This window comes from Streptomyces sp. NPDC001514 (genome assembly GCF_053597075.1).
Map to the genome: position 1 here is coordinate 152776 of NZ_JBSFHO010000014.1, position 20242 is coordinate 173017.

Consider the following 20242-nt stretch of genomic DNA (forward strand, 5'->3'; position numbering starts at 1 on the left):
CTCGGAGTTCACTCGGTGGCGATGGCCCGCAGTACGTCGAGGCGGGCCGCCCGGCGTGCGGGCCGCAGGCCCGCGACCGCCCCGGCCGCGAGACCCACCAGCGCGACCACCGCGAGCCGGTCCGGCGGGAGCGCGAACGCGAACGCCGTGTCGGTCCCACCGTCGGACGCCCTGACCAGCACCCAGCCGAGGAAGGCACCGAGCGCGAGCCCGCCCGTCGTACCGAAGGCGGCGACCAGCACCGACTCCCAGCGCACCATGGCACGCAGCTGGGACCTGGTCTGACCGACGGAGCGCAACAGGCCCAGTTCACGGGTGCGTTCATGGATCGCGAGGGTGAGCGTGTTGGCGATGCCGAGCAGGGCGATGAGCACGGCCAGGGCCAACAGTGCATGGACGAGGGTGAGCATCATGTCGATGCCGCCCGCCGACGACGCGGCGTACTCGTCGCGCGTCTGCACCTCGGGGTCGCCGTACGCCTGCGCGATCCTCTCGACCGCGGCCTTGCCGTCGGCGGCGCCCACACCATCCTTGAAGGAGACGGCGACGAGCGTGTCGGCGTCCTGGGCGCGGTGAGGGGCCCAGGCCTCGCGGGCGAGGAGGTAGTCGCCGACCAGCTCGGACCTGTCGTAGACGGCGCGGACCGTGAAGGTCTGCTTCGTGCCGTCGGTGAAGGTGAGTTCGGTCGTGCTGCCGAGTCGGCGGCCGTGGGACTCCGCCTCGTCGCGGGTCACGGCGATGCCGTCGCCGCCGAGTCCGTCGAGGGAGCCCTCCACCGTGCCGAGGTCGAACACTTCACCGACGGCGGCCGGATCGGCGACGGTCAGGGCACGGCCCTCTCCGTCGACCTCCGCGACCCCGCGGCCGAGGCCCACCGCGGTCGCCACCTCGGGCTGCCGGTCGAGCGCCGGGGCGAGCCGGGGGCTGAGGCCGCTGCCACCCGCGCCGAACGCGGGGGCGCTGACGGCCACATCGCCCGCGAAGGATCGGGACACCGTCCGGTCCATTGTCGCCTTCAGCGAGGCGCCGAAGACGGTGAAGAGCGAGACCACGGCGACACCGATCATCAGGGCGCTCGCGGTCGCGGCGGTGCGCCGGGGGCTGCGCAGGGCATTGCGCACGGCCAGCCGTCCGGTGACGCCGCGCAGCCGGTCCAGCGGCACTCCGAGGACCCGCACGGCTGTCGAGGAGGCCACAGGGCCGAGAACGACGAACGCGGCAAGGGCCAGCACTCCGCCCGCCCCCGCGAGCCACAGGGACGGCGTGGCGAGGACACCGGCGAGGGACGCTCCCACGGCGGCGAGCGCCAGAACGGCACCGGTGACGGCGCGACCACGAGAGGACCCGGACCGGTCGACGGCGGTCTCGCGCAGCGCGGCGAGGGGCGCGGTGCGCCCGGCCCGTACGGCAGGCAGCAGCGCGGAGCCGAGGCAGACGACGATGCCGACGACGAGCGGCAGGGCCATGGACAGCCCGCTGATGACGAGGTCGCCCTCCGGGAACGGGAAGCCGATCGCGGGGAACAGCGTCTGCAGCCCCGCGGCGATGCCGATGCCGCCGACGAGTCCCGCCGCGGAGGCGACGACGGCGACGACGGCGGCCTCGGCGAGCGTCGATCCGACGACCTGGCGCCGCGACGCGCCGAGCGCACGCAGCAGGGCGTTCTCACGGGTGCGCTGGGCGACGACGATCGCGAAGGTGTTGTGGATGGAGAAGGTGGCGACCAGCAGGGCGACGCCGGAGAAGACGAGCAGGAAGGTGGTGAAGAGGGTCAGGAACTGGCCCGAGATCATGTCGGTGTTCTCCTGCGCGGACTCCTGGCCGGTGATCGCCTCGACGCCCTGCGGGAGTACGGGGGTGAGCGCGTCGACGAGGTCCCGCTGACCGGTGCCGGGTCCGGCCCGTACCAGGATGCTCGACGCCTGCCCCGGCTCGGGGGTGAGGTACTTCTCGGCGTCGGCGCGGATCATGCCGGTGAAGGTCACCTGCCCCATGCCGTCCTCGCCGCCGAAGGTGGCCAGGCCCACGACCTTGACCCGGACGGGGTCGGGGGTGCGCAGAACCGTCGTGTCGCCGATCCCCAGACCGCCGGTCCTGGCGGCGCCGCGGTTGACGACCACCTCGCCGGGCCCGGCGGGGGTGCGACCCTCGGCGAGCCGGTACGGGTTGAGCTCGGGGTCGTCGATCCAGTTGCCCGCGAGGGTGGGCGGGCCCTGGCCGCCGATCGGCCTGCCGTCGCTGCCGATCAGCTGGCCCGCGCCCTGGATGTTCGGTACGGCGGCGGCGACGCCCGGTGTCTTCGCGATCCGCTCGGCGAGCGCGCTGTCGACGGGCTCGCGGGTGCCCTGGGCCTGGCCCGGGACGGTGATGGTGTCGGCGCTGCGTACGACGGCGTCGGTGCCGCTCGTCGCGTTGCCGAACATGGTGTCGAAGCTGGCCCGCAGGGTGTCGCCCATGACCAGGGTGCCGGTGAGGAAGGCGACCCCGAGCAGTACGGCGGTGAAGGTGCCGGCGAAGCGGCGTTTGTGGGCGCGCAGGGAGGAGAGGCTGAGCCGGGCGGCTGTGGAGACGGAACTCATGACGTCACCGCCGTTGCCGCCTTGTTGTCGAAGGCCTTCAGCCGGTCGAGGACCTTGCCGGCGGTGGGCGCGTCCATGCGGTCGACGAGGCGGCCGTCCGCGAGGAAGACCACCTCGTCCGCGTGGGCCGCGGCGACCGGGTCATGGGTGACCATGACGACCGTACGGCCGGTGCGGCGTACCGCATCGCCGAGCAGCCGCAGTACCTCCTCGCCCGAGCGCGAGTCGAGATTGCCTGTCGGCTCGTCGGCGAAGACGACGTCGGGGCTGCCCGCGAAGGCACGGGCGACGGCGACACGCTGCTGCTGGCCGCCGGAGAGTTCGCTCGGCCGATGGTGCAACCGGTCGCGCAGGCCGACGACATCGATGAGGGTGTCGAGCCACCGCTGGTCGGGGCGCTCCCCCGCCAGATCGGCGGGGAGCGTGATGTTCTCGGCGACGGTGAGGGTGGGGATGAGGTTGAAGGCCTGGAAGACGAAGCCGATGCGCTCGCGGCGCAGGCATGTGAGGCCGCGGTCGTCGAGGGTGCTCAGATCGGTGTCGCCGATGAGGGCGGAGCCGGAGGTGAGCGTGTCGAGCCCGGCCGCGCAGTGCATCAGCGTCGACTTGCCGGAGCCCGACGGGCCCATGATCGCGGTGAAGCGGCCGGCCGGGAAGCCGACGCTGACCCCGTCCAGGGCGCGGACCTCGGTGTCGCCCGCGCCGTAGACCTTGACGGCGTCCACGACGCGGACGGCGGTACGGGTCGACGTGGCGGCGGTCGCGGTCGTCATGCGGCACCGCCCTTGGAGTGCGGGCCGAACTGCTCGTCGAGGACGGACAGCCGGCGCCAGTACTCGTCCTCGTCGATCTCACCGGCGGCGAACCGGCGGCCGAGGACGGCGATCGGCGACTGCTCACCGTGCATCGCGCGGTGCTGCCACGGTCCGCGGCGGCCGCGCCAGACCGTGCGGCGCAGGACGGTGACGACGCCGACGATCACGGCGGCCCAGATCAGCGGGAAGAACAGGACCCACGGGCCGGGCCCGTCGTAGGCAAGGGTGTTCATGGCGGTCGGCTCCTCGGTAGCGATTTCTGGCGATCTCTGACGGCGGTGTCCGACGTCGGTGTCCGACGGCGTGTCTCGCGTAGCCGTCTTCCGTTGGTCACAGGCTCGCTCCGGGAGGGGGTCCGAGTCGTCGTACGGCCAGCGGCACTGCGCCTACCACCCGGGGAGTACGCGGGGCGTTCGCGGCTGCTCCGGGCCGCGGCGGATCAGGTCTCGACGGCTGTACCTACTAGTATGTACAGTCGGGTGCATGAGCACGTCGGAGCGCCTGATCGAAGCCACGCAAGAGCTCTTGTGGGAGCGCGGCTACGTGGGCACCAGCCCCAAGGCGATCCAGCAGCGAGCGGGTGCCGGGCAGGGCAGCATGTACCACCACTTCGCGGGCAAGCCCGATCTCGCGCTTGCGGCGATCCGCCGCACGGCCGAGGAGCTGCGAGCCGCCGCCGAAGTCCCGCTGGGCAGGCCCGGATCGGCGTACGAGCGCATCGCGGCCTATCTGTCGCGCGAGCGCGATGTGCTCCGCGGCTGCCCCGTCGGGCGGCTGACGATGGACCCGGACGTCATCGCGAGCGACACACTGCGCGCGCCGGTCGACGAGACGCTCGACTGGCTGCGCGAGCGGCTGGAGGGAATCGTCGACGAGGGGCGGGAGCGGGGCGAGTTCAGCGCCTCGCTCGTGCCGTCCGAGGTCGCGGCGCTGATCGTGGCGACCGTACAGGGTGGCTATGTGCTCGCGCGGGCCTCCGGGTCGACGGCTGCCTTCGACACGGGCGTACGGGGCCTGCTCGCACTGCTCGCTCCCCGTGACTCCGCTGGGGACTGAGGAGGTTCGTGCCGTTGCATGCCATGCAGTACGAGATCACTCTGCCCGCCGACTACGACATGGAGATCATCCGCAGGCGCGTCGCCACGAAGGGGCATCTGCTCGACGACTTCCCCGGGCTCGGCCTCAAGGCGTATCTGATCCGCGAGCGGACTGACGGCTCGGCGGTCAACCAGTACGCACCGTTCTATCTGTGGACTGCGCCCGAGGGGATGAACGCCTTCCTCCTGGGGCCCGGATTCCAGGGCATCGTGAACGACTTCGGACGGCCGGCGGTGCAGCACTGGGTGGGACTCGCCTACGACGAGGGACGCGAGGGACGCGCCTCGGGAGCGGCGCCGAGAACGGCCACGCGCCGCCGCGTACGGATGCGGGAGGACGACACGCCCGCCGATGCGGTGCAGGAGGCTCTTGCCGAACACCGCCGACTGGCCGGAACGGAGGGCGTGGTGGCGGCGGCCGTCGCGGTCGATTCCCGGCACTGGGAGCTCGTGCATTTCGCGCTGTGGGCGGGGGCCGCCCCCGACGCGGCGGCCGGCGACCGCTTCCAGGTGCTGCACATCTCGGCGCCGCACCGCGCCCGGCTGTCGGACTGCCGGCCCGAGGGAAGTCCTCAGCCCACCGGCACCAGGGTCAGATAGGCGATCCCGAGGACACCTCGGTAGCCGTTCAGCCAGCTGGAGCGCTGGCGGTCGACACGTTCGCGGATCTCGGCGGCCTGGGGGTGGTCCGGGTGGGCCGCGAGCCAGACCTCCCTGTCCTCGCGGTAACCGGACTCGAACTCCTCCCACTCCTCCGCCGACGCGGTCTCGATCCGCGCCGGGCGGAACCCGGCCTCGACGGCGAGATCGACGAGGGGACCCAGCAGGAGATGGTCCCCGGTGTGGGCGCCCGGCCACATCGCGGCCAACTCCTCGTCGGTCGGTGTGCGCTCCCAGAAGCCCTCGCCCAGCACCACCCGGCCGCCGGGGGCGACAAGGCGCCGAAGCTCCTTGAGTGCCGCCGCCGGGTCGTGCGGTCCCTCCGGGTCGCACAGCGCCTGGCTGGAGCCGAGGCAGAGCACGACATCGGCGGGGCCGCGCGTGCTGCCGAGGGCGGACTCCTCGACGAACGCGACCCGTTCGGCGAGCCCGCGCTCCTTGGCCAGATCCCGGCCCTGGGCCAGGTCCTCGGCGTTGATGTCGATTCCGACGCCGGTCGCGCCCGGCGCGGCCTCCAGGACGCGCAGGAGCAACTCGCCCCAGCCGCAGCCGATGTCGAGGATCGAGGTGGGGTCGAGGCGGGCGAGCCGCGCGGTCAGCCCGGCGGCCCGCACCTCGGAGAAGGGCCCGTGGAAGGTGAGCCGGGTGAGTCTGGGCGGAAGATCGGTCTCGGACATGATGCGGACGGTACGACACGCGGGCCGTACACACATCCGAATTCCGCGCGGTGCGGCGGGCGGCGGGCGCGCCAGGCCGGGGCGCCGGCCGCCTCCCCGGCCGCCGCCGCGGTCAGGACGCGCGCGCCGGCAGTACGGTCAACGGGTCGTCCAGGACCGGCTGCCATGCCAGTTCCGCCGCGCCCACCAGGCTGTTGTGGTCGAGGGTGCAGGGGAGGATGGGGACTCCGCCGCTGCGGCCCCAGAGGCTGCGGTCGGCGACGACGGCGCGGAGGCGTTCCGGGTCGGCGTCGAGCAGTTCGCGGTGGAGGCCGCCGAGGATGATGCGGTCCGGGTTGAGGATGTTGACGAGGCCCGCGAGGCCGAGGCCGAGCCGGTCGACGAGTTCCTCGGCGGCCGCGCGTACCGAGGGGTCGTCGTACTCCGTGCGGAGCAGGTCGCGCGACTGCTGGAGCAGGGACACCTCGGGGCCGGGCTCGCGGCCCGCAGCGGTGAGGAAGGCGAGGGGGTCGGCCTCGACGTCGAGGCAGCCGCGGCTGCCGCAGTAGCAGGGGCGGCCCTCGGGGTTGACCGTGAGGTGGCCGACCTCCAGGGCGAGGCCGGAACTGCCCGTGTGCAGGCGGCCGTCGAGGACGAGGGCGCCGCCGACGCCGCGGTGGCCGGTGGCGACGCAGAGCAGGTGCTGGGCGCCGCGGCCGGCGCCGTGGCGGTGCTCGGCGAGGGCGGCGAGATTGACGTCGTTGCCCGTGAAGGCCGGGCCCGTGATGCCGGCCGCGCGGACGCGTTCGGCGAAGATGTCGCGGACCGGGGCGCCCGCGGGCCAGGCCAGATGCAGCGGGTTGAGCGCGGTGCCCTCCGGTTCGGCCACGGCGGACGGGACGGCGAGCCCGGCGCCGATGCAGCGGCGGCCGCTGTCCCGCAGCAGAGCGGCACCGGCGTCGACGACCTCGCCGAGCACCTGGGCCGGGTCGGCGGAGACCGTGACACAGCCGGGCGCGGTCGCGACGATCCGCCCGCCGAGTCCGACGAGCGCGGCCCGGAATCCGTCCGCGTGCACCTGCGCGGCGAGCGCGACGGGTCCGGTGTCGTCGACGGACAGCCGGTGCGAGGGACGGCCCTGGGAACCGGCGGCGGCGCCCGGCCGGGAATCGACGCGGATCAGACCGAGGGCTTCGAGTTCGGCGGCGACGGCGCCGGCGGTGGCGCGGGTGACGCCCAGTTCGGCGGTGAGGACGGCCCGCGTGGGCGCACGGCCCGTATGCACCAGTTCCAGCGCGGGGCCGAGCGCGCTGCGGCCTCTCTCCAGCCTCGTCCGGGCCGTCGTCACCTTGCCGTTCATGGAGGCGAGTCTCCCATGATCCAGCAGGAAGGCGAGCGGTCGTGTGGCCGGCTGCCCTTCCACCGGAACAGGCGCCCGGGGCCGGGGCCGGCGCCGTACCCGTCCCTTGCCGTCCGTATCGACGCCGTCATGGGCACCCGGGCGGGCCTCGGCGCTGTGCTGCGCGCTTGTGCCGTACCGGCGGCGCCTCTATCCTGAGTTTGTGCCGCTACTAAACAAACTATGCACGGCCACTCACGGGAGCCACGGCGGAGACCCCGCCTCACACTCCCTGACCCGCCTCCGCGCCGCGCTGACCGTCTTCTTCGCCCTCGACGGCTTCCTCTTCGCCGGCTGGGTGGTCCGTATCCCCGCCATCAAGCAGCAGACCGGCGCCTCGGAGAGCGGTCTGGGCCTCGCCCTCCTCGGGGTGTCGGCCGGTGCCGTGGTGACGATGACCCTCACCGGGCGGCTGTGCCGGCGCTTCGGGAGCCACCCCGTGACCGTCGCGGCCGGGGTCCTGATGTCGCTGAGCATCGCGCTGCCCGCGATGACGCACTCGACGCTCGCACTCGGCCTGGTGCTGCTGGTCTTCGGCACGGCGTACGGCGGCATCAATGTGGCGATGAACAGCGCCGCCGTGGATCTGGTCGCGGCGCTGCGGCGGCCGGTCATGCCCAGCTTTCACGCCGCCTTCAGTCTCGGCGGCATGATCGGCGCCGGGCTCGGCGGCCTGGTCGCCGCGGGCCTCTCCCCCGTGGCGCATCTCTTCGCACTCACCGGGATCGGGCTGCTGGTCACGGCGGCGGCAGGCCCGATGCTGCTGCGCCATCCCTCGCCCGCGCGGCCCGTGCCGCCCACGCCTTCCTCTGACCGGGGGCGGCCCGCGTCGGCACGCACATCCGCACAGGCAGCGGCGCGCACCTGCGCACCCGCAGCGGCGCGGCTCACCGGCCGTACCCGGCGCCTGGTCGTGCTCTTCGGTGTGATCGCACTGTGCACGGCGTACGGCGAGGGCGCGCTGGCCGACTGGGGAGCGCTCCATCTCGAGCAGGACCTGAACGCACATCCGGGCGTGGCTGCCGCCGGGTACTCGCTGTTCGCCCTCGCCATGACCACGGGCCGGCTCACCGGCACGACCCTGCTGGAGCGGCTCGGCCAGACCCGGACGCTGGTCGCGGGCGGTGCGACGGCCGCGGCCGGCATGCTGCTCGGCGCACTGGCCCCGACCGCGTGGCTCGCCCTCCTGGGCTTCGCCGTGACGGGGCTCGGCCTCGCGAACATCTTCCCGGTGGCGGTGGCCCGCGCGGGCGCCATCGCCGGCCCCGGCGGTGTGGCCGCCGCGTCCACGCTCGGCTACGGCGGAATGCTGCTCGGGCCGCCCGCGATCGGCTTCCTCGCCGACTGGTTCTCGCTGCCGGTGGCTCTGACGACGGTGGCGGTCCTCGCGGGTGCGGCGGCCCTGATCGGATACGCGGCGCGCACGGCGCAGGCACCCGTACCGGGCACGCACGGCGCAGACACCGGTTCGCGGGCCGAGTAGACGTACGCAGGCGTCCACGCCGCCCCTGCACCACGATGGAGACATCGACCGAGGGGGCACCGCTCATGAACAGGAACGGACGTCTCGGCCGGATCGCCCGGCTGACCTTCGCCAATCCGGCGTCGCTGGTGTATCTCGGACTGGTGGCCGTGGCCACCCTGCTCGCCGCATACGACACGCTGTTCGTGCACCACGAGGACGCGTCGTTCGCGTGGCTGATGCCGATGATGCTCACCGCGCCCACGTTCTTCGTCGTCGCGGCGGGCGGCGAGTGGCTCGGCGGCTCCGTGGCCGGATCGGACTGGTTCCCGTATCTGGCGCTGGCCGTCTCGGCGCTCATCCAGGCCTTCGCGATCGGCTGGTTCGTCCATATGTTGCGTGGCAGGCCGCGGTCCGCACACCTCCACGGTGTGTGACGCCGCTGGCACAATGCCCGCATGGAGACCGTGGAGCTGATCAAGTACCTCGCGGAGGAGGGGCGGTTGCTGGCCGGCGCCGCCGAAAAGGCAGGCCCGGAGGCCGCAGTGCCGACCTGTCCCGGGTGGGCGGTGAGCGATCTGCTGCGGCACACCGGCATGGTGCATCGCTGGGCGACGGAATTCGTGGTCGAGGGACACACGGCGTACCACCCGGACGCGGGTGAGCCGGACCTCGACGGGGACGAACTGCTGGAGTGGTTCCGGGAAGGGCACGGGCTGCTGGTCGCGGCGCTCACCGGTGCGCCGGAGGATCTGGACTGCTGGAGCTTCCTGCCGGCGCCGTCACCCCGGGCCTTCTGGGCGCGGCGCCAGGCCCACGAGACCGCCATGCACCGCATGGACGCGGAATCCGCTCTCGCCGGCGGTCCGCTGTCCGTGTCCGCAGCCGTGCCGGCCCGGTTCGCGGCCGACGGGATCGACGAACTGCTGTGCGCGTTCCACGCCCGGCCCAAGAGCCGGGTACGCGCGGACGTGCCGCGGACCTTCCGGGTGCGGGCCACGGACACGGAGGACGTCTGGACCGTCCGTCTGTCCCCGGAACCGGCGCGCACCGAACGTACCGGCGAGGGGCTGGCGGACTGCGAGCTGAGCGGTCCCGCGGGCCGGCTCTACCTCGCCCTGTGGAACCGGCTGCCGCTCACCGCCGTGACCGTCGCGGGGGACGCCGGACTCGCGCGGCTGTGGCGCGAGAAGTCCGCGATCACCTGGTCCTGAGCCCCGTCCCGGGGCGTCAGCGGCCGCGGACGCCCCGGAAGCGCGGACGTCAGCGATCCGGGCCGCAGCAGCCCCAGGCGCCGGCTGCCCCGGACGTCAGCGGTCCGGGCCGGCCAGCATCCGGGAGAGCACCGCCCGCTGCAGCGGCTGCACCTCCGCATGGCGCTCGCGCCCCTTGTCCGTGAGCGCCACGCGCACCCCGCGCCGGTCCTCACTGCACATCCCCCGCGTCACCAGGCCGTCCTTCTCCAGCCGTGCGACCAGCCGCGACAGCGCGCTCTGGCTCAGATGCACGCGGGAAGCCAGCTCCTGCACCCGGTACGAACAGCCGCCGTCATCCGCGGCGCCTTCGGCGAGCACATCGAGGACCTCGAAGTCGCTCGCGCCGAGGCCGTGCTGATGGAGCTCCCGGTCGAGCTCGCACATCGTGCGCGCGTGCAGCGCGAGTACGTCACGCCATTCGTCCACGAGCGTGCGCTCGGACTTCTTCGCCGCCATGACCGCACGTTAGCAGAGAACACGGACTTTGTTGCATCGGAATTAAATGCACTTGCATTCAATGCATGTGCATGTAGTGTGCTGCGCATGACCTCTCCGCTCAACGTCCCCACATCGCAGGAGCGTTGGACACCGCGGCTGTGGGGCACCCTGCTCGTGCTCTGCGCCGCGATGTTCCTCGACGCCCTCGATGTCTCGATGGTCGGCGTCGCGCTGCCCTCCATCGCCACCGACCTCGGCCTGACCACCTCGACCCTGCAGTGGATCGTCAGCGGCTACATCCTCGGCTACGGCGGACTGCTGCTCCTCGGCGGTCGCGCGGCCGATCTCCTGGGCCGGCGCCGGGTGTTCCTCATCGCCCTTGCCGTCTTCGCGCTCGCCTCCCTGCTGGGCGGGCTCGTCGACTCCGGGCCGCTGCTCATCGCCAGCCGCTTCATCAAGGGCCTGAGCGCCGCGTTCACCGCGCCCGCGGGGCTCTCGATCATCACGACGACCTTCAAGGAGGGGCCGCAGCGCAACCGTGCCCTGTCCATCTACACCACCTGCGCCGCGACCGGCTTCTCCATGGGCCTGGTGCTGTCCGGGCTGCTCACCGAGGTGAGCTGGCGGCTCACGATGCTGCTGCCCGCGCCCATCGCGCTCATCGCGCTCCTCGTGGGCATCCGGCTGATCCCGCGGAGCAGCCGCGAGGACTCCGGCAAGGGGTACGACGTCCCCGGCGCCGTCAGCGGTACGGCCTCGATGCTGCTGCTGGTCTTCACCGTCGTCCAGGCGCCGGAGGTGGGCTGGGCCTCGGCCCGCACGCTGCTGTCGTTCCTGGCCACGGCCCTGCTGATCGCGGCCTTCGTCGCGATCGAACGGCGCAGCTCCCACCCGCTGATCCGGCTGGGGGTGCTGCGCTCGGGCAGCCAGGTCCGGGCGAACCTCGGTGCCGCCTTCTTCTTCGGCTCGTACGTCGGCTTCCAGTTCCTCGTCACGCAGTACATGCAGTCCCTGCTCGGCTGGTCGGCGCTGCAGACCGCGCTGGCCTTCCTGCCGGCGGGTGCGCTGGTGGCCCTCTCCTCGACGAAGATCGGCACGGTCGTGGACCGGTTCGGCACGCCACGGGTGATCGCCACCGGATTCACGCTGTTGGTGATCGCGTATGCGCTGTTCCTCCAGATCGACCTCACACCCAGCTACGCCGCCGTGATCCTGCCGTCGATGCTGCTGCTCGGCGCGGCGTGCGCGCTGGTCTTCCCCTCGCTCAACATCCAGGCCACCAGCGGGGTGGAGGACCATGAGCAGGGCATGGTCTCCGGGCTGCTCAACACGTCGATCCAGGTGGGCGGCGCGATCTTCCTGGCTGTCGTCACGGCGGTGGTCACCGCGGGCGGGGAGACCGGCCGTTCCCCGCAGGAGGTGCTCGACAGCTTCCGGCCCGGCCTGGTGGTGGTCACCGCGATCGCGGCGGCCGGGCTGCTGATCACGCTGACCGGACTGCGTGCGCGGCGCGCCGCCCAGCACTCGGTGGTCGTCGCGAAGTCAGGGTCCGGGTCCAGCTCCGGCACCGGGTCCGTACGGGAGGACGACGCGGCCGACGAGCGCGTCGGGGCCCGTAACTGACCAAAACGACACGGGGCGGCGTGCGGGTCATTGCCCGCACGCCGCCGCGCTGTCCGGTCAGCCGAGCCAGCCAGGGCGGACCAGCCCCGACTCGTAGGCCAGCACGACCAGTTGGGCCCTGTCGCGGGCGCCCAGCTTCACCATCGTCCGGCTGACGTGCGTCTTGGCGGTGAGGGGGCTGACCACGAGCCGGCGGGCGATCTCCTCGTTGGAGAGGCCTATCCCGACGAGGGCCATCACCTCCCGCTCCCGCTCGGTGAGTTCCGCGAGCCGCTCGTCCTGGGCGGGCGCCTTGGACCGGGCGGCGAACTCGGCGATGAGCCGGCGCGTCACACCGGGCGAGAGCAGCGCGTCGCCGTCCACCACCGCCCTTACGGCGCGCAGCAGTTCCTCCGGCTCGGTGTCCTTCACCAGGAAGCCGGAGGCCCCGGCGCGGATCGCCTCGAAGACGTACTCGTCCAGCTCGAAGGTGGTCAGCATGACGACCTTCACACCGTCCAGGGACTCGTCCTCGGTGATACGGCGCGTGGCCGCGAGCCCGTCGAGCAGCGGCATCCGGATGTCCATCAGGACGACGTCGGGCTTGAGCGCGGCGACTTCGCGCAGCGCTTCCTCGCCGTCCGCGGCCTCCCCCGCCACCTCGATGTCCGGCTGGGCGTCGAGCAGTGCCCGGAAGCCGGCCCGTACCAGCGACTGGTCGTCGGCGAGCAGTACCCGGATCACGGTGTCTCCTCCAGTGCCCTCGGCTGGAACGGCAGGTCGGCGTGCACCCGGAAGCCTCCGTCCGGGCGGGTGCCCGCCTCGATCGTGCCACCGAGCGCGGCGGCCCGCTCCCGCATCCCGGCGAGTCCGTTGCCGCTGCCACCCTGTTCGGTGCCGGTGGCGGGGCCGTCGTCGTCGATACGGAGAGCGAGGCGGCCCGGCGCGTAACGGATCGCTACCCGTGCCGTGCGGGACCCGGAGTGGCGCACCACGTTGGTCAGCGCCTCCTGCACGATCCGGAAGGCGGCGAGATCGGCTCCCGGCGGCAGAGCGGCCTTCGTCCCCTCGGTGGTGACCTCCACCGTGAGTCCGGTCCTGGCGGCCTGCTCGACGAGTTCGGGAATCCGGTCGAGGCCGGGCGCCGGTGCGCGGGGGGCGTCGCCGGGAGCGCGGAGGGTGTCCAGGACCTGCCGCACCTCCCCCAGGGCCTCCTTGCTCGCCGCCTTGATGGTCGTCAGTGCCGTACGGGCCTGCTCGGGGTCGGAGTCCAGCAGCGCGAGGCCGACCCCCGCCTGGACGTTGATGACGGAGATGGAGTGGGCGAGTACGTCGTGGAGTTCGCGGGCGATGCGCAGCCTCTCCTCGTCGGCGCGGCGCTTCTCGGCGGCGGCGCGCTCGGCGCGCTCGCGGACCCACTGCTCCCTGCGGGCGCGGGCGAGTTCGGCGCCGGCGAGGACAGCCACGACCCATGCGGTGCCGATCAGCTCCTCGCCCCACGGCGCAGCCGTGTCGTTTCCGGGTGGCAGATAGCGGTAGAGCCAGTGTCCGACCAGCAGGTGGCCGGCTGCGAGCACTCCGACGGCCCACCAGGCCGCGCGACGGTGGCCCGCGACGATCGCCGAGAACACTCCGACGGCGACGGTGGCGAAGACCGGTCCGTACGGATACCCGGTGGCCAGATACACCAGGGCGGTCGCCGCCGCGCCGACGAGTGCGACGACCGGGTATTTCCGGCGCAGCAGGAGGAAGGCGGGCCCGGCGAGCAGCAGGGCCCGGGCGAAGGTGTCGAGCGGCTCCCTGTAGGGCTGGTTCCGCGCCGCGAAGCCCGTACCGACCATCACGAAGACGGCGAGCAACAGCGTGGACCGCCAGGGCACGCCGGTGCCGCCCCACCGGTCCGCCCACCGGTCCCGTCCATCACGCCACCACGGTGGCCCGCCGTGCATCCACGGCGGGCCACCATGGTGGTGGCTCGTGCGCTGCTCATCCATACCGTCACGCTAGACCGCACCGGTCCCGGCGGGCGTCAGCCGGGCGCGGTGATCGGACGTACTCCCTGTGGAGTACGAGAGTTGCTCTCAGAGGGCCGTGCCACAGTGGGCCGCACTGATCGAGACGGAGCCGAAGGGCCGGGGGTGCTGTCGCTGGGTGACCACCCGGAGGAGTTCGGCAGGCGGCTGGGGCACCGCACCGAGGAGCAGATGGGCAGGTTCTGAGCCGGCGCGGGGCAGGGACCTAACGCGGGGCGGAGCCGGGCAGGACGAGTCCCGTGTCTCGCGCGAGGCGGGAGACCGCGTACGAGAAGAAGGTCTCCCGGTCCTCCACGATGCGGTTGAACTGGCCGAAGACCTCGAAGGAGATCAGCCCGAACACCTGGGACCAGGCGGCGACCAGGGCGACGACGAGGGCAGCGGGCAGGTCGGGCGCGAGGTCGGCGGTCAGACGGTCCGCTTCGGGACGGAGTTCGGCGGAAAGCGGGGCCGGGGCGACGCCGGGGCCGCGGTGGGCGTCGCGGGCGATGGTGATGAGGGTGAGGCCGACGCGGGAGGCCGGCGCGATGGTGGCCGCCGGGGCGGCGTAGCCCGGGACCGGGGAGCCGTAGATCAGGGCGTACTCATGGGGGTGGGCGACCGCCCAGGCCCGGACGGCCACACACACGGCGGTCCAGCGGACGACGGGGTCGGCCGGTCCGGCAGCCTGCGCCTCGGCGTGGGCGTCGACGTCGGCGAGGGCCCGCTCGGCGGCGGCGCCGACGGCGTCGTACGCGTCGACGATCAGCGCGGTGAGCAGCTCGTCGCGGCTCGGGAAATAGCGGTACAGCGCCGAGGACACCATGCCGAGCTCGCGTGCGACGGCGCGCAGGGAGAGCTTGGTGGCGCCTTCGGCCGCGAGCTGTCTGCGTGCCTCGTCCTTGATGGCGGCGGTGATCTCGCTGCGGGCCCGCTCCCTGGCCCCCCGCACGGTGGAGCCGGTGCTGCTCGTGGTGCTCGTGGTGCTCGTGCTGCTCGTCCGGCCGGCGCTGCTCATGCGAGACAGTGTGTCACGTTCCCGGAGCATCGCTCAAGAACGAGAGCAGTGCTCTTGCTTTGGATCGCCGATCCGGTGCACACTGCTCTCAAGCGAGAGCAGTGCTCTCTCAACCTCATACGATGGAGATCGCGATGTCGTCGTCGCCGCACTACGTCCATGCCAACGCGCTCGAGGTCCGCATGAACCGCATCGTGGGCTGGCTCGCCCGCCGCGGCGTCAGCCTCCTAGGCACCGCCGAGCTCTCCGTGCGCGGCCGCAAGAGCGGCACCATGCAACGCATCCCCGTCAATCCGTTCACCCAGGACGGAGTGCAGTACCTGGTCTCGGCCCGCGGCCACTCCCAGTGGGTGCGCAACATGCGCGCCGCGGGTGGCGGCGAGCTCCGCCTCGGCCGCAAGGTGCACACCTTCACCGCCGAGGAGATCCCGGACAGCGAGAAACTCCCCGTCCTCCGCGGCTACCTCGAGCGCTGGGGCTGGGAGGTGGACCGGTTCTTCCAGGGCGTCACCGCCAAGTCCTCCGACTCGGAGATCCTGGCGGCCGCCCCCGATCACCCGGTGTTCCGGATCACGGTCATGAAGTGACGCGTGCGCCGTCGGCGTCCAGCTCGCCCGGTCCCCGCTCGCCCGCTCCCGACGCGGCGGCCCCCCGGCGGTCCGCCCCCGCGCTCACCGGCCGTACCCGGTCGAGCGCCTCCAGCGCGCGCCGGGCCATGGGCCGGGAGCGCACGATGCCCGCCAGCGACGTCGACCCGCGGGTGATGTCCGCGAACGCCTTCCAGGCCGGCCGGAACCCGGTGATCGCCGCGTGCAGGAAGCCCGGGCGCCGCTCGAAGATCGCGAGCATGCGCCGGCCGACGCCCATCTCGACGCCCAGCCCCGCCTTGATGGCGAAGGCGTAGTTCAGCGCCTGGCGGCGGGCGTCCACGGCGTCGTTCGCCTCGGCGATCCGTACCGCCCACTCCCCCGCGAGGCGCCCCGAGCGCAGGGCGAACGAGATGCCCTCACGCGTCCACGGCTCCAGCAGCCCGGCCGCGTCCCCGCACACCAGCACCCGACCGCGCGACAGCGGTGAGTCGTCGGCGCGGCAGCGGGTCAGATGCCCGGACGAGATGGACGGCTCGAAACCGGCCAGCCCCAGCCGGGCGATGAAGTCCTCCAGATAGCGCTTGGTGGCGGCCCCTTCGCCACGCGCCGAGATCACTCCGACGGTCAGCACCCCGCCCTTGGGGAAGACCCAGCCGTAGCTCCCGGGCAGCGGGCCCCAGTCGATGAGCACCCGCCCCGCCCAGTCCTCGGCCACCGTCGCCGGCACCGGGATCTCGGCCTCCAGGCCCAGGTCGACCTGGTCGAGCTTGACCCCTACATGCGCTCCTATCCGACTGGCGCTGCCGTCGGCGCCGACGACGGCCCGCGCGAGGACCGTCCCACCGTCGGCGAGGACGACCGCGACCGTGCGGCGGTCCGGCACGGAGGGGCCGTGCTGCTCGACCCGGGAGACCGTCACCCCCGTGCGCAGCTCGGCGCCCGCCTTCTGCGCCTGCTCGACCAGCGCGGCGTCGAACTCGGGCCGGTTGATGAGCCCGAAGAGCATCCGCCGCGAGCGGCGGGTACGGGACAGCTTGCCGTTCAGCGAGAAGGTGACCGCGTGGACCCGGTCCTGGAGCGGCAGCTCGAAGCCGGGCGGCAGGGCATCCCGCGAAGGGCCGATGATCCCTCCGCCGCAGGTCTTGTAGCGGGGCAGCTCGGCCTTCTCCAGGATGAGCACCCGGCGTCCGGCGACCGCGGCGGCGTAGGCCGCCGATGCTCCCGCCGGTCCGGCCCCGACCACGACGACATCCCACACCGGCTCGCCGTGTCCGCTGACTGCATCTGCCTTCTCGCTGCTCACGATGTGCTTCTGCTCCCGATCCGACCCCAAGGCCCAAGCTCTCGACGGCATCCTACGGGCGCGGCCCGCGACCCCCGCTGTGGGAGGATCGGCCGTACCTTCGCCGTACACACAATGAACACAACGTCGCACCCACAAGGAGCGTGCCCATGTCCGCGAATCCGATAGCCGAGACCGTCGCCACCCTGATGCCCCGCGCCAAGACGGAGCTCGCGGAGCTGGTGGCGTTCCATTCGGTGGCGGACCCGGCCGTGGCTCCGAAGAGCGAGTGCGAGGCGGCCGCGGAGTGGGTGGCGGACGCGCTGCGCGCCGAGGGCTTCCAGGACGTCGCGCTGCTGGACACCCCCGACGGTTCGCAGTCGGTGTACGGCCTGCTGCCCGGCCCGGAGGGCGCGCCGACCGTGCTCCTGTACGCGCACTACGACGTGCAGCCGATGCTGGACGAGTCGGCGTGGATCACGCCTCCGTTCGAGCTGACCGAGCGGGACGGCCGCTGGTACGGGCGCGGGGCCGCCGACTGCAAGGGCGGCTTCATCATGCATCTGCTCGCCCTGCGCGCCCTCAAGGCGAACGGCGGCGTCCCGGTCTCCGTGAAGGTCATCGTCGAGGGCTCCGAGGAGCAGGGCACCGGCGGTCTGGAGCAGTACGCGGAGGCGCACCCGGAGCTGCTGAGCGCCGACACGATCGTGATCGGCGACACCGGGAACTTCCGGGTCGGGCTGCCGACCGTCACGGCGACGCTGCGCGGCATGACGATGATCCGGGTCCAGGTGGACACCCTCGAAGGGAACCTGCACTCGGGGCAGTTCGGCGGCGCCGCGCCCGACGCGCTGGCCGCGCTGATCCGCGTCCTCGACTCACTGCGGGCCGAGGACGGCTCGACGGTCGTGGAGGGCCTCACGGCGGACGCGGCCTGGGACGGGCTGCAGTACCCCGAGGGCGACTTCCGCAAGGACGCGAAGGTCCTGGACGGCGTGGGCCTGATCGGCCACGGCACGGTCGCCGACCGGATCTGGGCGCGCCCCGCGGTCACCGTCATCGGCATCGACTGCCCGCCGGTGGCCGGTGCGACCCCGTCGATCCCGGCGAGCGCCCGCGCGCAGATCAGCCTGCGGGTGCCGCCCGGACAGGACGCGGCCGAGGCGACGAAGCTGCTGTTCGCCCACATCGAGAAGCACACGCCGTGGAACGCCCGGGTGAGCCTGGAGCAGGTGGGCCAGGGCCAGGCGTTCCGTGCGGATGTGAACAGCCCGGCGTACACGTCGATGGCCGAGGCGATGCAGGTCGCGTACCCGGGCGAGGAGATGCAGACGTCCGGCATGGGCGGCTCGATCCCCCTGTGCAACACGCTCGCCGCGCTCTACCCGGAGGCCGAGATCCTGCTGATCGGGCTGAGCGAGCCGGAGGCGCAGATCCACGCCGTGAACGAGAGCGTCTCGCCGCAGGAGCTGGAGCGGCTGTCGGTCGCGGAGGCGCTGTTCCTGGTGAACTACGCGCGCTCGAAGCAGAATTAGGTGTCGCAGCAGGGTTAAGCGCTGGGCGAAGATCGCCGAGAGCTGACATCCATGCGGCGGGCGTACGGGGCACCGTACGTTCGCCGCATGGACGTCATCGAGGTGCTCCCCCAGCTGCACATGTTCCGTTTCCCGATCGGCCAGGCCTACCTGTGGCGGGACGGCGACGAGCTGACCCTGGTCGACGCTGGCCATGTCCATGCCGCCGCCGGCATCGAGAAGGCGGTACGCGGCCTCGGGTTCGACCCCGCGGACATCCGCCGGATCGTGCTGACCCACTGTCACCGTGACCATGTCGGTGCGGCACAGGAGCTCGCGGACCGGTACGGGGCCCAGGTGCTGGCGCACGCGCTGGACGCACCGGTGATCCGCGGCGAGGCGCCCGTGCCCGAACCCGTACTGCTCGACTGGGAGATCCCGCTGTACGAGCACGGGCTCACGGTGCCCGAGGCGCCGCCGACCCGGGTGGACCGGGAGCTGGCGGACGGGGACGAGCTCGGGTTCGCGGGCGGGGCCCGGGTGGTGCATGTCCCGGGCCACACCGACGGCTCGATCGCGGTTCATCTGCCGCGCCACGGCGTGCTGTTCACCGGGGACGCAGTCGCGTCCGTGGGACAGGTGATGCTGGGTGTGTTCAATGTGGACCGGGAGCAGGCGAGGGCGTCACTGCACAGGCTGGCCGCTCTTGCGCCGACGACGGTCTGCTGCGGGCACGGTGACCCGGTGACCGCGGACGCCGCGGACGCACTGAGCGCGGCGGCGGCCGATGCCTCGCCCGAAGGCGCGTGACCCGACGGCGTTCAGCCGACAGGCACACCTGCCTCCAGGTTGAGCACCGTGCCTCTCTCGCGGGCCCGCAGGGCCCAGCGGAGGCGTTCGTAGCGGACCGGGGGCAGCATCCGGGCCGCCTCCTCCTCGGAGGCGAAGCGCCAGCCCCGCAGCTCCGAACCGGGCAGCAGCACCCGTGCGGCCGCCTCGCCGCTGAGCCGTCCGCCGTCGAAGAGCAGCCGCAGCCCGCCGTAGCCGGGCGGCCGCGGCGGCTCCCAGTCGACGACCAGCAGCCGTGGTACCGCGTCGAGCTGGATGCCGATCTCCTCCGCGACCTCGCGCATCCCGGCGCGGGCCGGGGCCTCGCCCTGCTCCACGACTCCGCCGGGGAACTCCCAGCCCGGCTTGTAGGTGGGGTCGACGAGCAGCACCCGGTCCTCGTCGTCGAAGAGGAGGACTCCGGCGGCGAGTGTCTCGGCGGTCGGCTCGGGTGTCTGCACGATCTCGCATATCCCGGCGGCGCCGGTGCGTACGGCCTCGGCGACGGCCTCGGCGGTCTCGCGGGGTGTCAGGTGCGAGGTGTCGACGACGTGGGCGTCGGCGGTGAGCCAGCCGAGGGCGTTGCGGTAGGGCTCGATGTGGTCGTACGCCCATTGCCGTACCCGCTGTTCGGCGTCGGGGACGTCGGGTTCCTCGCGTTCGGCGATACGCGTCCGCAGGATCGTTTCCTCCGGGGCCAGCAGGACATGGCAGACCGGTATGCGGCGGGCGGCGAGCCCACCGAAGATCTCGTCGCGGTACTCCTGACGCAGCACCGTCATCGGAACGACGAGCACGCCGCCGACCTCGGCGAGCAGGGCGGCCGCGGCGTCCACGACCAGCCGGCGCCAGATCGGCAGATCCTGATAGTCGGTCACCTCGTCGAGGCGTTTCTGCGGCAGGAGATACCGCAGTGCCCCGCCGATCACTTCGGGGTCGTACACAGTGCTGTTCGGGATCAGATCGATCAGTTCGCGAGCGGCGGAGGTCTTGCCCGCGCTGAACGCACCGTTGATCCAGACGATCACGGTTCC

20 protein-coding genes are annotated in these 20242 nt (G+C 72.6%); 9 read left to right on the forward strand and 11 right to left on the reverse strand.

What is annotated here, in order from left to right:
• Nucleotides 1-8 precede the first annotated feature (8 nt).
• From ACWCXB_RS17355 to ACWCXB_RS17365, 3 genes are read right to left on the reverse strand one after another with little or no spacing between them, the layout of a single operon-like run.
• A complete protein-coding gene (locus ACWCXB_RS17355) occupies nt 9-2579 on the reverse strand; it encodes an ABC transporter permease (RefSeq protein ID WP_450723665.1) in 2571 nt (856 codons plus the stop codon).
• Nucleotides 2576-3352, reverse strand: coding sequence for an ABC transporter ATP-binding protein (locus ACWCXB_RS17360; protein ID WP_450723667.1), 777 nt, complete (start codon nt 3350-3352; stop codon nt 2576-2578). The genes ACWCXB_RS17355 and ACWCXB_RS17360 overlap by 4 nt, the downstream gene beginning before the upstream one ends.
• Nucleotides 3349-3627, reverse strand: coding sequence for an SHOCT domain-containing protein (locus ACWCXB_RS17365; RefSeq protein ID WP_450723669.1), 279 nt, complete (start codon nt 3625-3627; stop codon nt 3349-3351). The genes ACWCXB_RS17360 and ACWCXB_RS17365 overlap by 4 nt, the downstream gene beginning before the upstream one ends.
• Before the next feature lie 250 nt (nt 3628-3877).
• On the opposite strand from ACWCXB_RS17365, the gene ACWCXB_RS17370 reads away from it, so the two are divergent.
• Nucleotides 3878-4450, forward strand: a complete 573-nt coding sequence (locus tag ACWCXB_RS17370; RefSeq protein WP_450723671.1) for a TetR/AcrR family transcriptional regulator — start codon at nt 3878-3880, stop codon at nt 4448-4450.
• A 14-nt stretch (nt 4451-4464) separates the two neighbouring features.
• Nucleotides 4465-5091 (forward strand): DUF4865 family protein, encoded by a 627-nt coding sequence (locus ACWCXB_RS17375; protein WP_450723725.1) that lies wholly within the window; start codon nt 4465-4467, stop codon nt 5089-5091.
• Here the strand turns inward: ACWCXB_RS17375 and ACWCXB_RS17380 are convergent.
• Nucleotides 5064-5828, reverse strand: coding sequence for an SAM-dependent methyltransferase (locus tag ACWCXB_RS17380; RefSeq protein ID WP_450723673.1), 765 nt, complete (start codon nt 5826-5828; stop codon nt 5064-5066). The genes ACWCXB_RS17375 and ACWCXB_RS17380 overlap by 28 nt on opposite strands.
• Nucleotides 5829-5940: 112 nt before the next feature.
• The gene (locus ACWCXB_RS17385; protein WP_450723675.1) at nt 5941-7167 is read right to left on the reverse strand and encodes an ROK family protein; all 1227 of its coding nucleotides are present in this window, start codon (nt 7165-7167) and stop codon (nt 5941-5943) included.
• Between the two features lie 202 nt (nt 7168-7369).
• Between ACWCXB_RS17385 and ACWCXB_RS17390 the strand changes: the two genes are divergently transcribed.
• The 3 genes from ACWCXB_RS17390 (at nt 7370) to ACWCXB_RS17400 (ending at nt 9882) form a co-directional block, all read left to right on the forward strand.
• Nucleotides 7370-8689, forward strand: coding sequence for an MFS transporter (locus tag ACWCXB_RS17390; RefSeq protein WP_450723677.1), 1320 nt, complete (start codon nt 7370-7372; stop codon nt 8687-8689).
• Nucleotides 8690-8754: 65 nt separating this feature from the next.
• Complete coding sequence (locus tag ACWCXB_RS17395; RefSeq protein WP_450723679.1) at nt 8755-9105, forward strand: SCO4225 family membrane protein; 351 nt, start codon at nt 8755-8757, stop codon at nt 9103-9105.
• Nucleotides 9106-9126: 21 nt separating this feature from the next.
• A complete protein-coding gene (locus ACWCXB_RS17400) occupies nt 9127-9882 on the forward strand; it encodes a maleylpyruvate isomerase family mycothiol-dependent enzyme (RefSeq protein WP_450723681.1) in 756 nt (251 codons plus the stop codon).
• Between the two features lie 96 nt (nt 9883-9978).
• Here ACWCXB_RS17400 and ACWCXB_RS17405 read toward each other — a convergent pair whose 3' ends face one another.
• Nucleotides 9979-10380, reverse strand: a complete 402-nt coding sequence (locus ACWCXB_RS17405; RefSeq protein WP_450723683.1) for a MarR family winged helix-turn-helix transcriptional regulator — start codon at nt 10378-10380, stop codon at nt 9979-9981.
• Nucleotides 10381-10467: 87 nt separating this feature from the next.
• Here ACWCXB_RS17405 and ACWCXB_RS17410 point away from each other — a divergent pair, with 87 nt between their 5' ends.
• Nucleotides 10468-11985: an MFS transporter gene (locus ACWCXB_RS17410; RefSeq protein ID WP_450723685.1), complete on the forward strand. Its 1518-nt coding sequence runs from the start codon at nt 10468-10470 to the stop codon at nt 11983-11985.
• A 57-nt stretch (nt 11986-12042) separates the two neighbouring features.
• Here the strand turns inward: ACWCXB_RS17410 and ACWCXB_RS17415 are convergent, their stop codons facing one another.
• From ACWCXB_RS17415 to ACWCXB_RS17425, 3 genes are all read right to left on the reverse strand, one after another.
• On the reverse strand, nt 12043-12708 hold the full coding sequence (locus ACWCXB_RS17415; RefSeq protein WP_450723687.1) for a response regulator: 666 nt from the start codon (nt 12706-12708) through the stop codon (nt 12043-12045).
• Nucleotides 12705-13958: a sensor histidine kinase gene (locus ACWCXB_RS17420; RefSeq protein WP_450723689.1), complete on the reverse strand. Its 1254-nt coding sequence runs from the start codon at nt 13956-13958 to the stop codon at nt 12705-12707. Before ACWCXB_RS17420 ends, ACWCXB_RS17415 begins: the two co-directional genes overlap by 4 nt.
• A 244-nt stretch (nt 13959-14202) precedes the next feature.
• Nucleotides 14203-14994, reverse strand: coding sequence for a TetR/AcrR family transcriptional regulator (locus tag ACWCXB_RS17425; protein ID WP_450723691.1), 792 nt, complete (start codon nt 14992-14994; stop codon nt 14203-14205).
• A gap of 122 nt (nt 14995-15116) precedes the next feature.
• On the opposite strand from ACWCXB_RS17425, the gene ACWCXB_RS17430 reads away from it, so the two are divergent.
• Nucleotides 15117-15581 (forward strand): nitroreductase family deazaflavin-dependent oxidoreductase, encoded by a 465-nt coding sequence (locus ACWCXB_RS17430; RefSeq protein ID WP_450723693.1) that lies wholly within the window; start codon nt 15117-15119, stop codon nt 15579-15581.
• Here the strand turns inward: ACWCXB_RS17430 and ACWCXB_RS17435 are convergent.
• Nucleotides 15571-16887, reverse strand: a complete 1317-nt coding sequence (locus ACWCXB_RS17435; RefSeq protein ID WP_450723695.1) for a geranylgeranyl reductase family protein — start codon at nt 16885-16887, stop codon at nt 15571-15573. The two genes, ACWCXB_RS17430 and ACWCXB_RS17435, sit on opposite strands and share 11 nt — an antisense overlap.
• Before the next feature lie 149 nt (nt 16888-17036).
• Here ACWCXB_RS17435 and ACWCXB_RS17440 point away from each other — a divergent pair, with 149 nt between their 5' ends.
• Entirely contained in the window at nt 17037-18401 is a 1365-nt protein-coding gene (locus tag ACWCXB_RS17440; protein WP_450723697.1) for a M20/M25/M40 family metallo-hydrolase, read from the forward strand.
• A gap of 87 nt (nt 18402-18488) precedes the next feature.
• On the forward strand, nt 18489-19190 hold the full coding sequence (locus ACWCXB_RS17445; RefSeq protein ID WP_450723699.1) for an MBL fold metallo-hydrolase: 702 nt from the start codon (nt 18489-18491) through the stop codon (nt 19188-19190).
• Between the two features lie 11 nt (nt 19191-19201).
• Here ACWCXB_RS17445 and ACWCXB_RS17450 read toward each other — a convergent pair whose 3' ends face one another.
• Nucleotides 19202-20236, reverse strand: coding sequence for an NUDIX domain-containing protein (locus ACWCXB_RS17450; RefSeq protein WP_450723701.1), 1035 nt, complete (start codon nt 20234-20236; stop codon nt 19202-19204).
• Nucleotides 20237-20242: the final 6 nt, after the last annotated feature.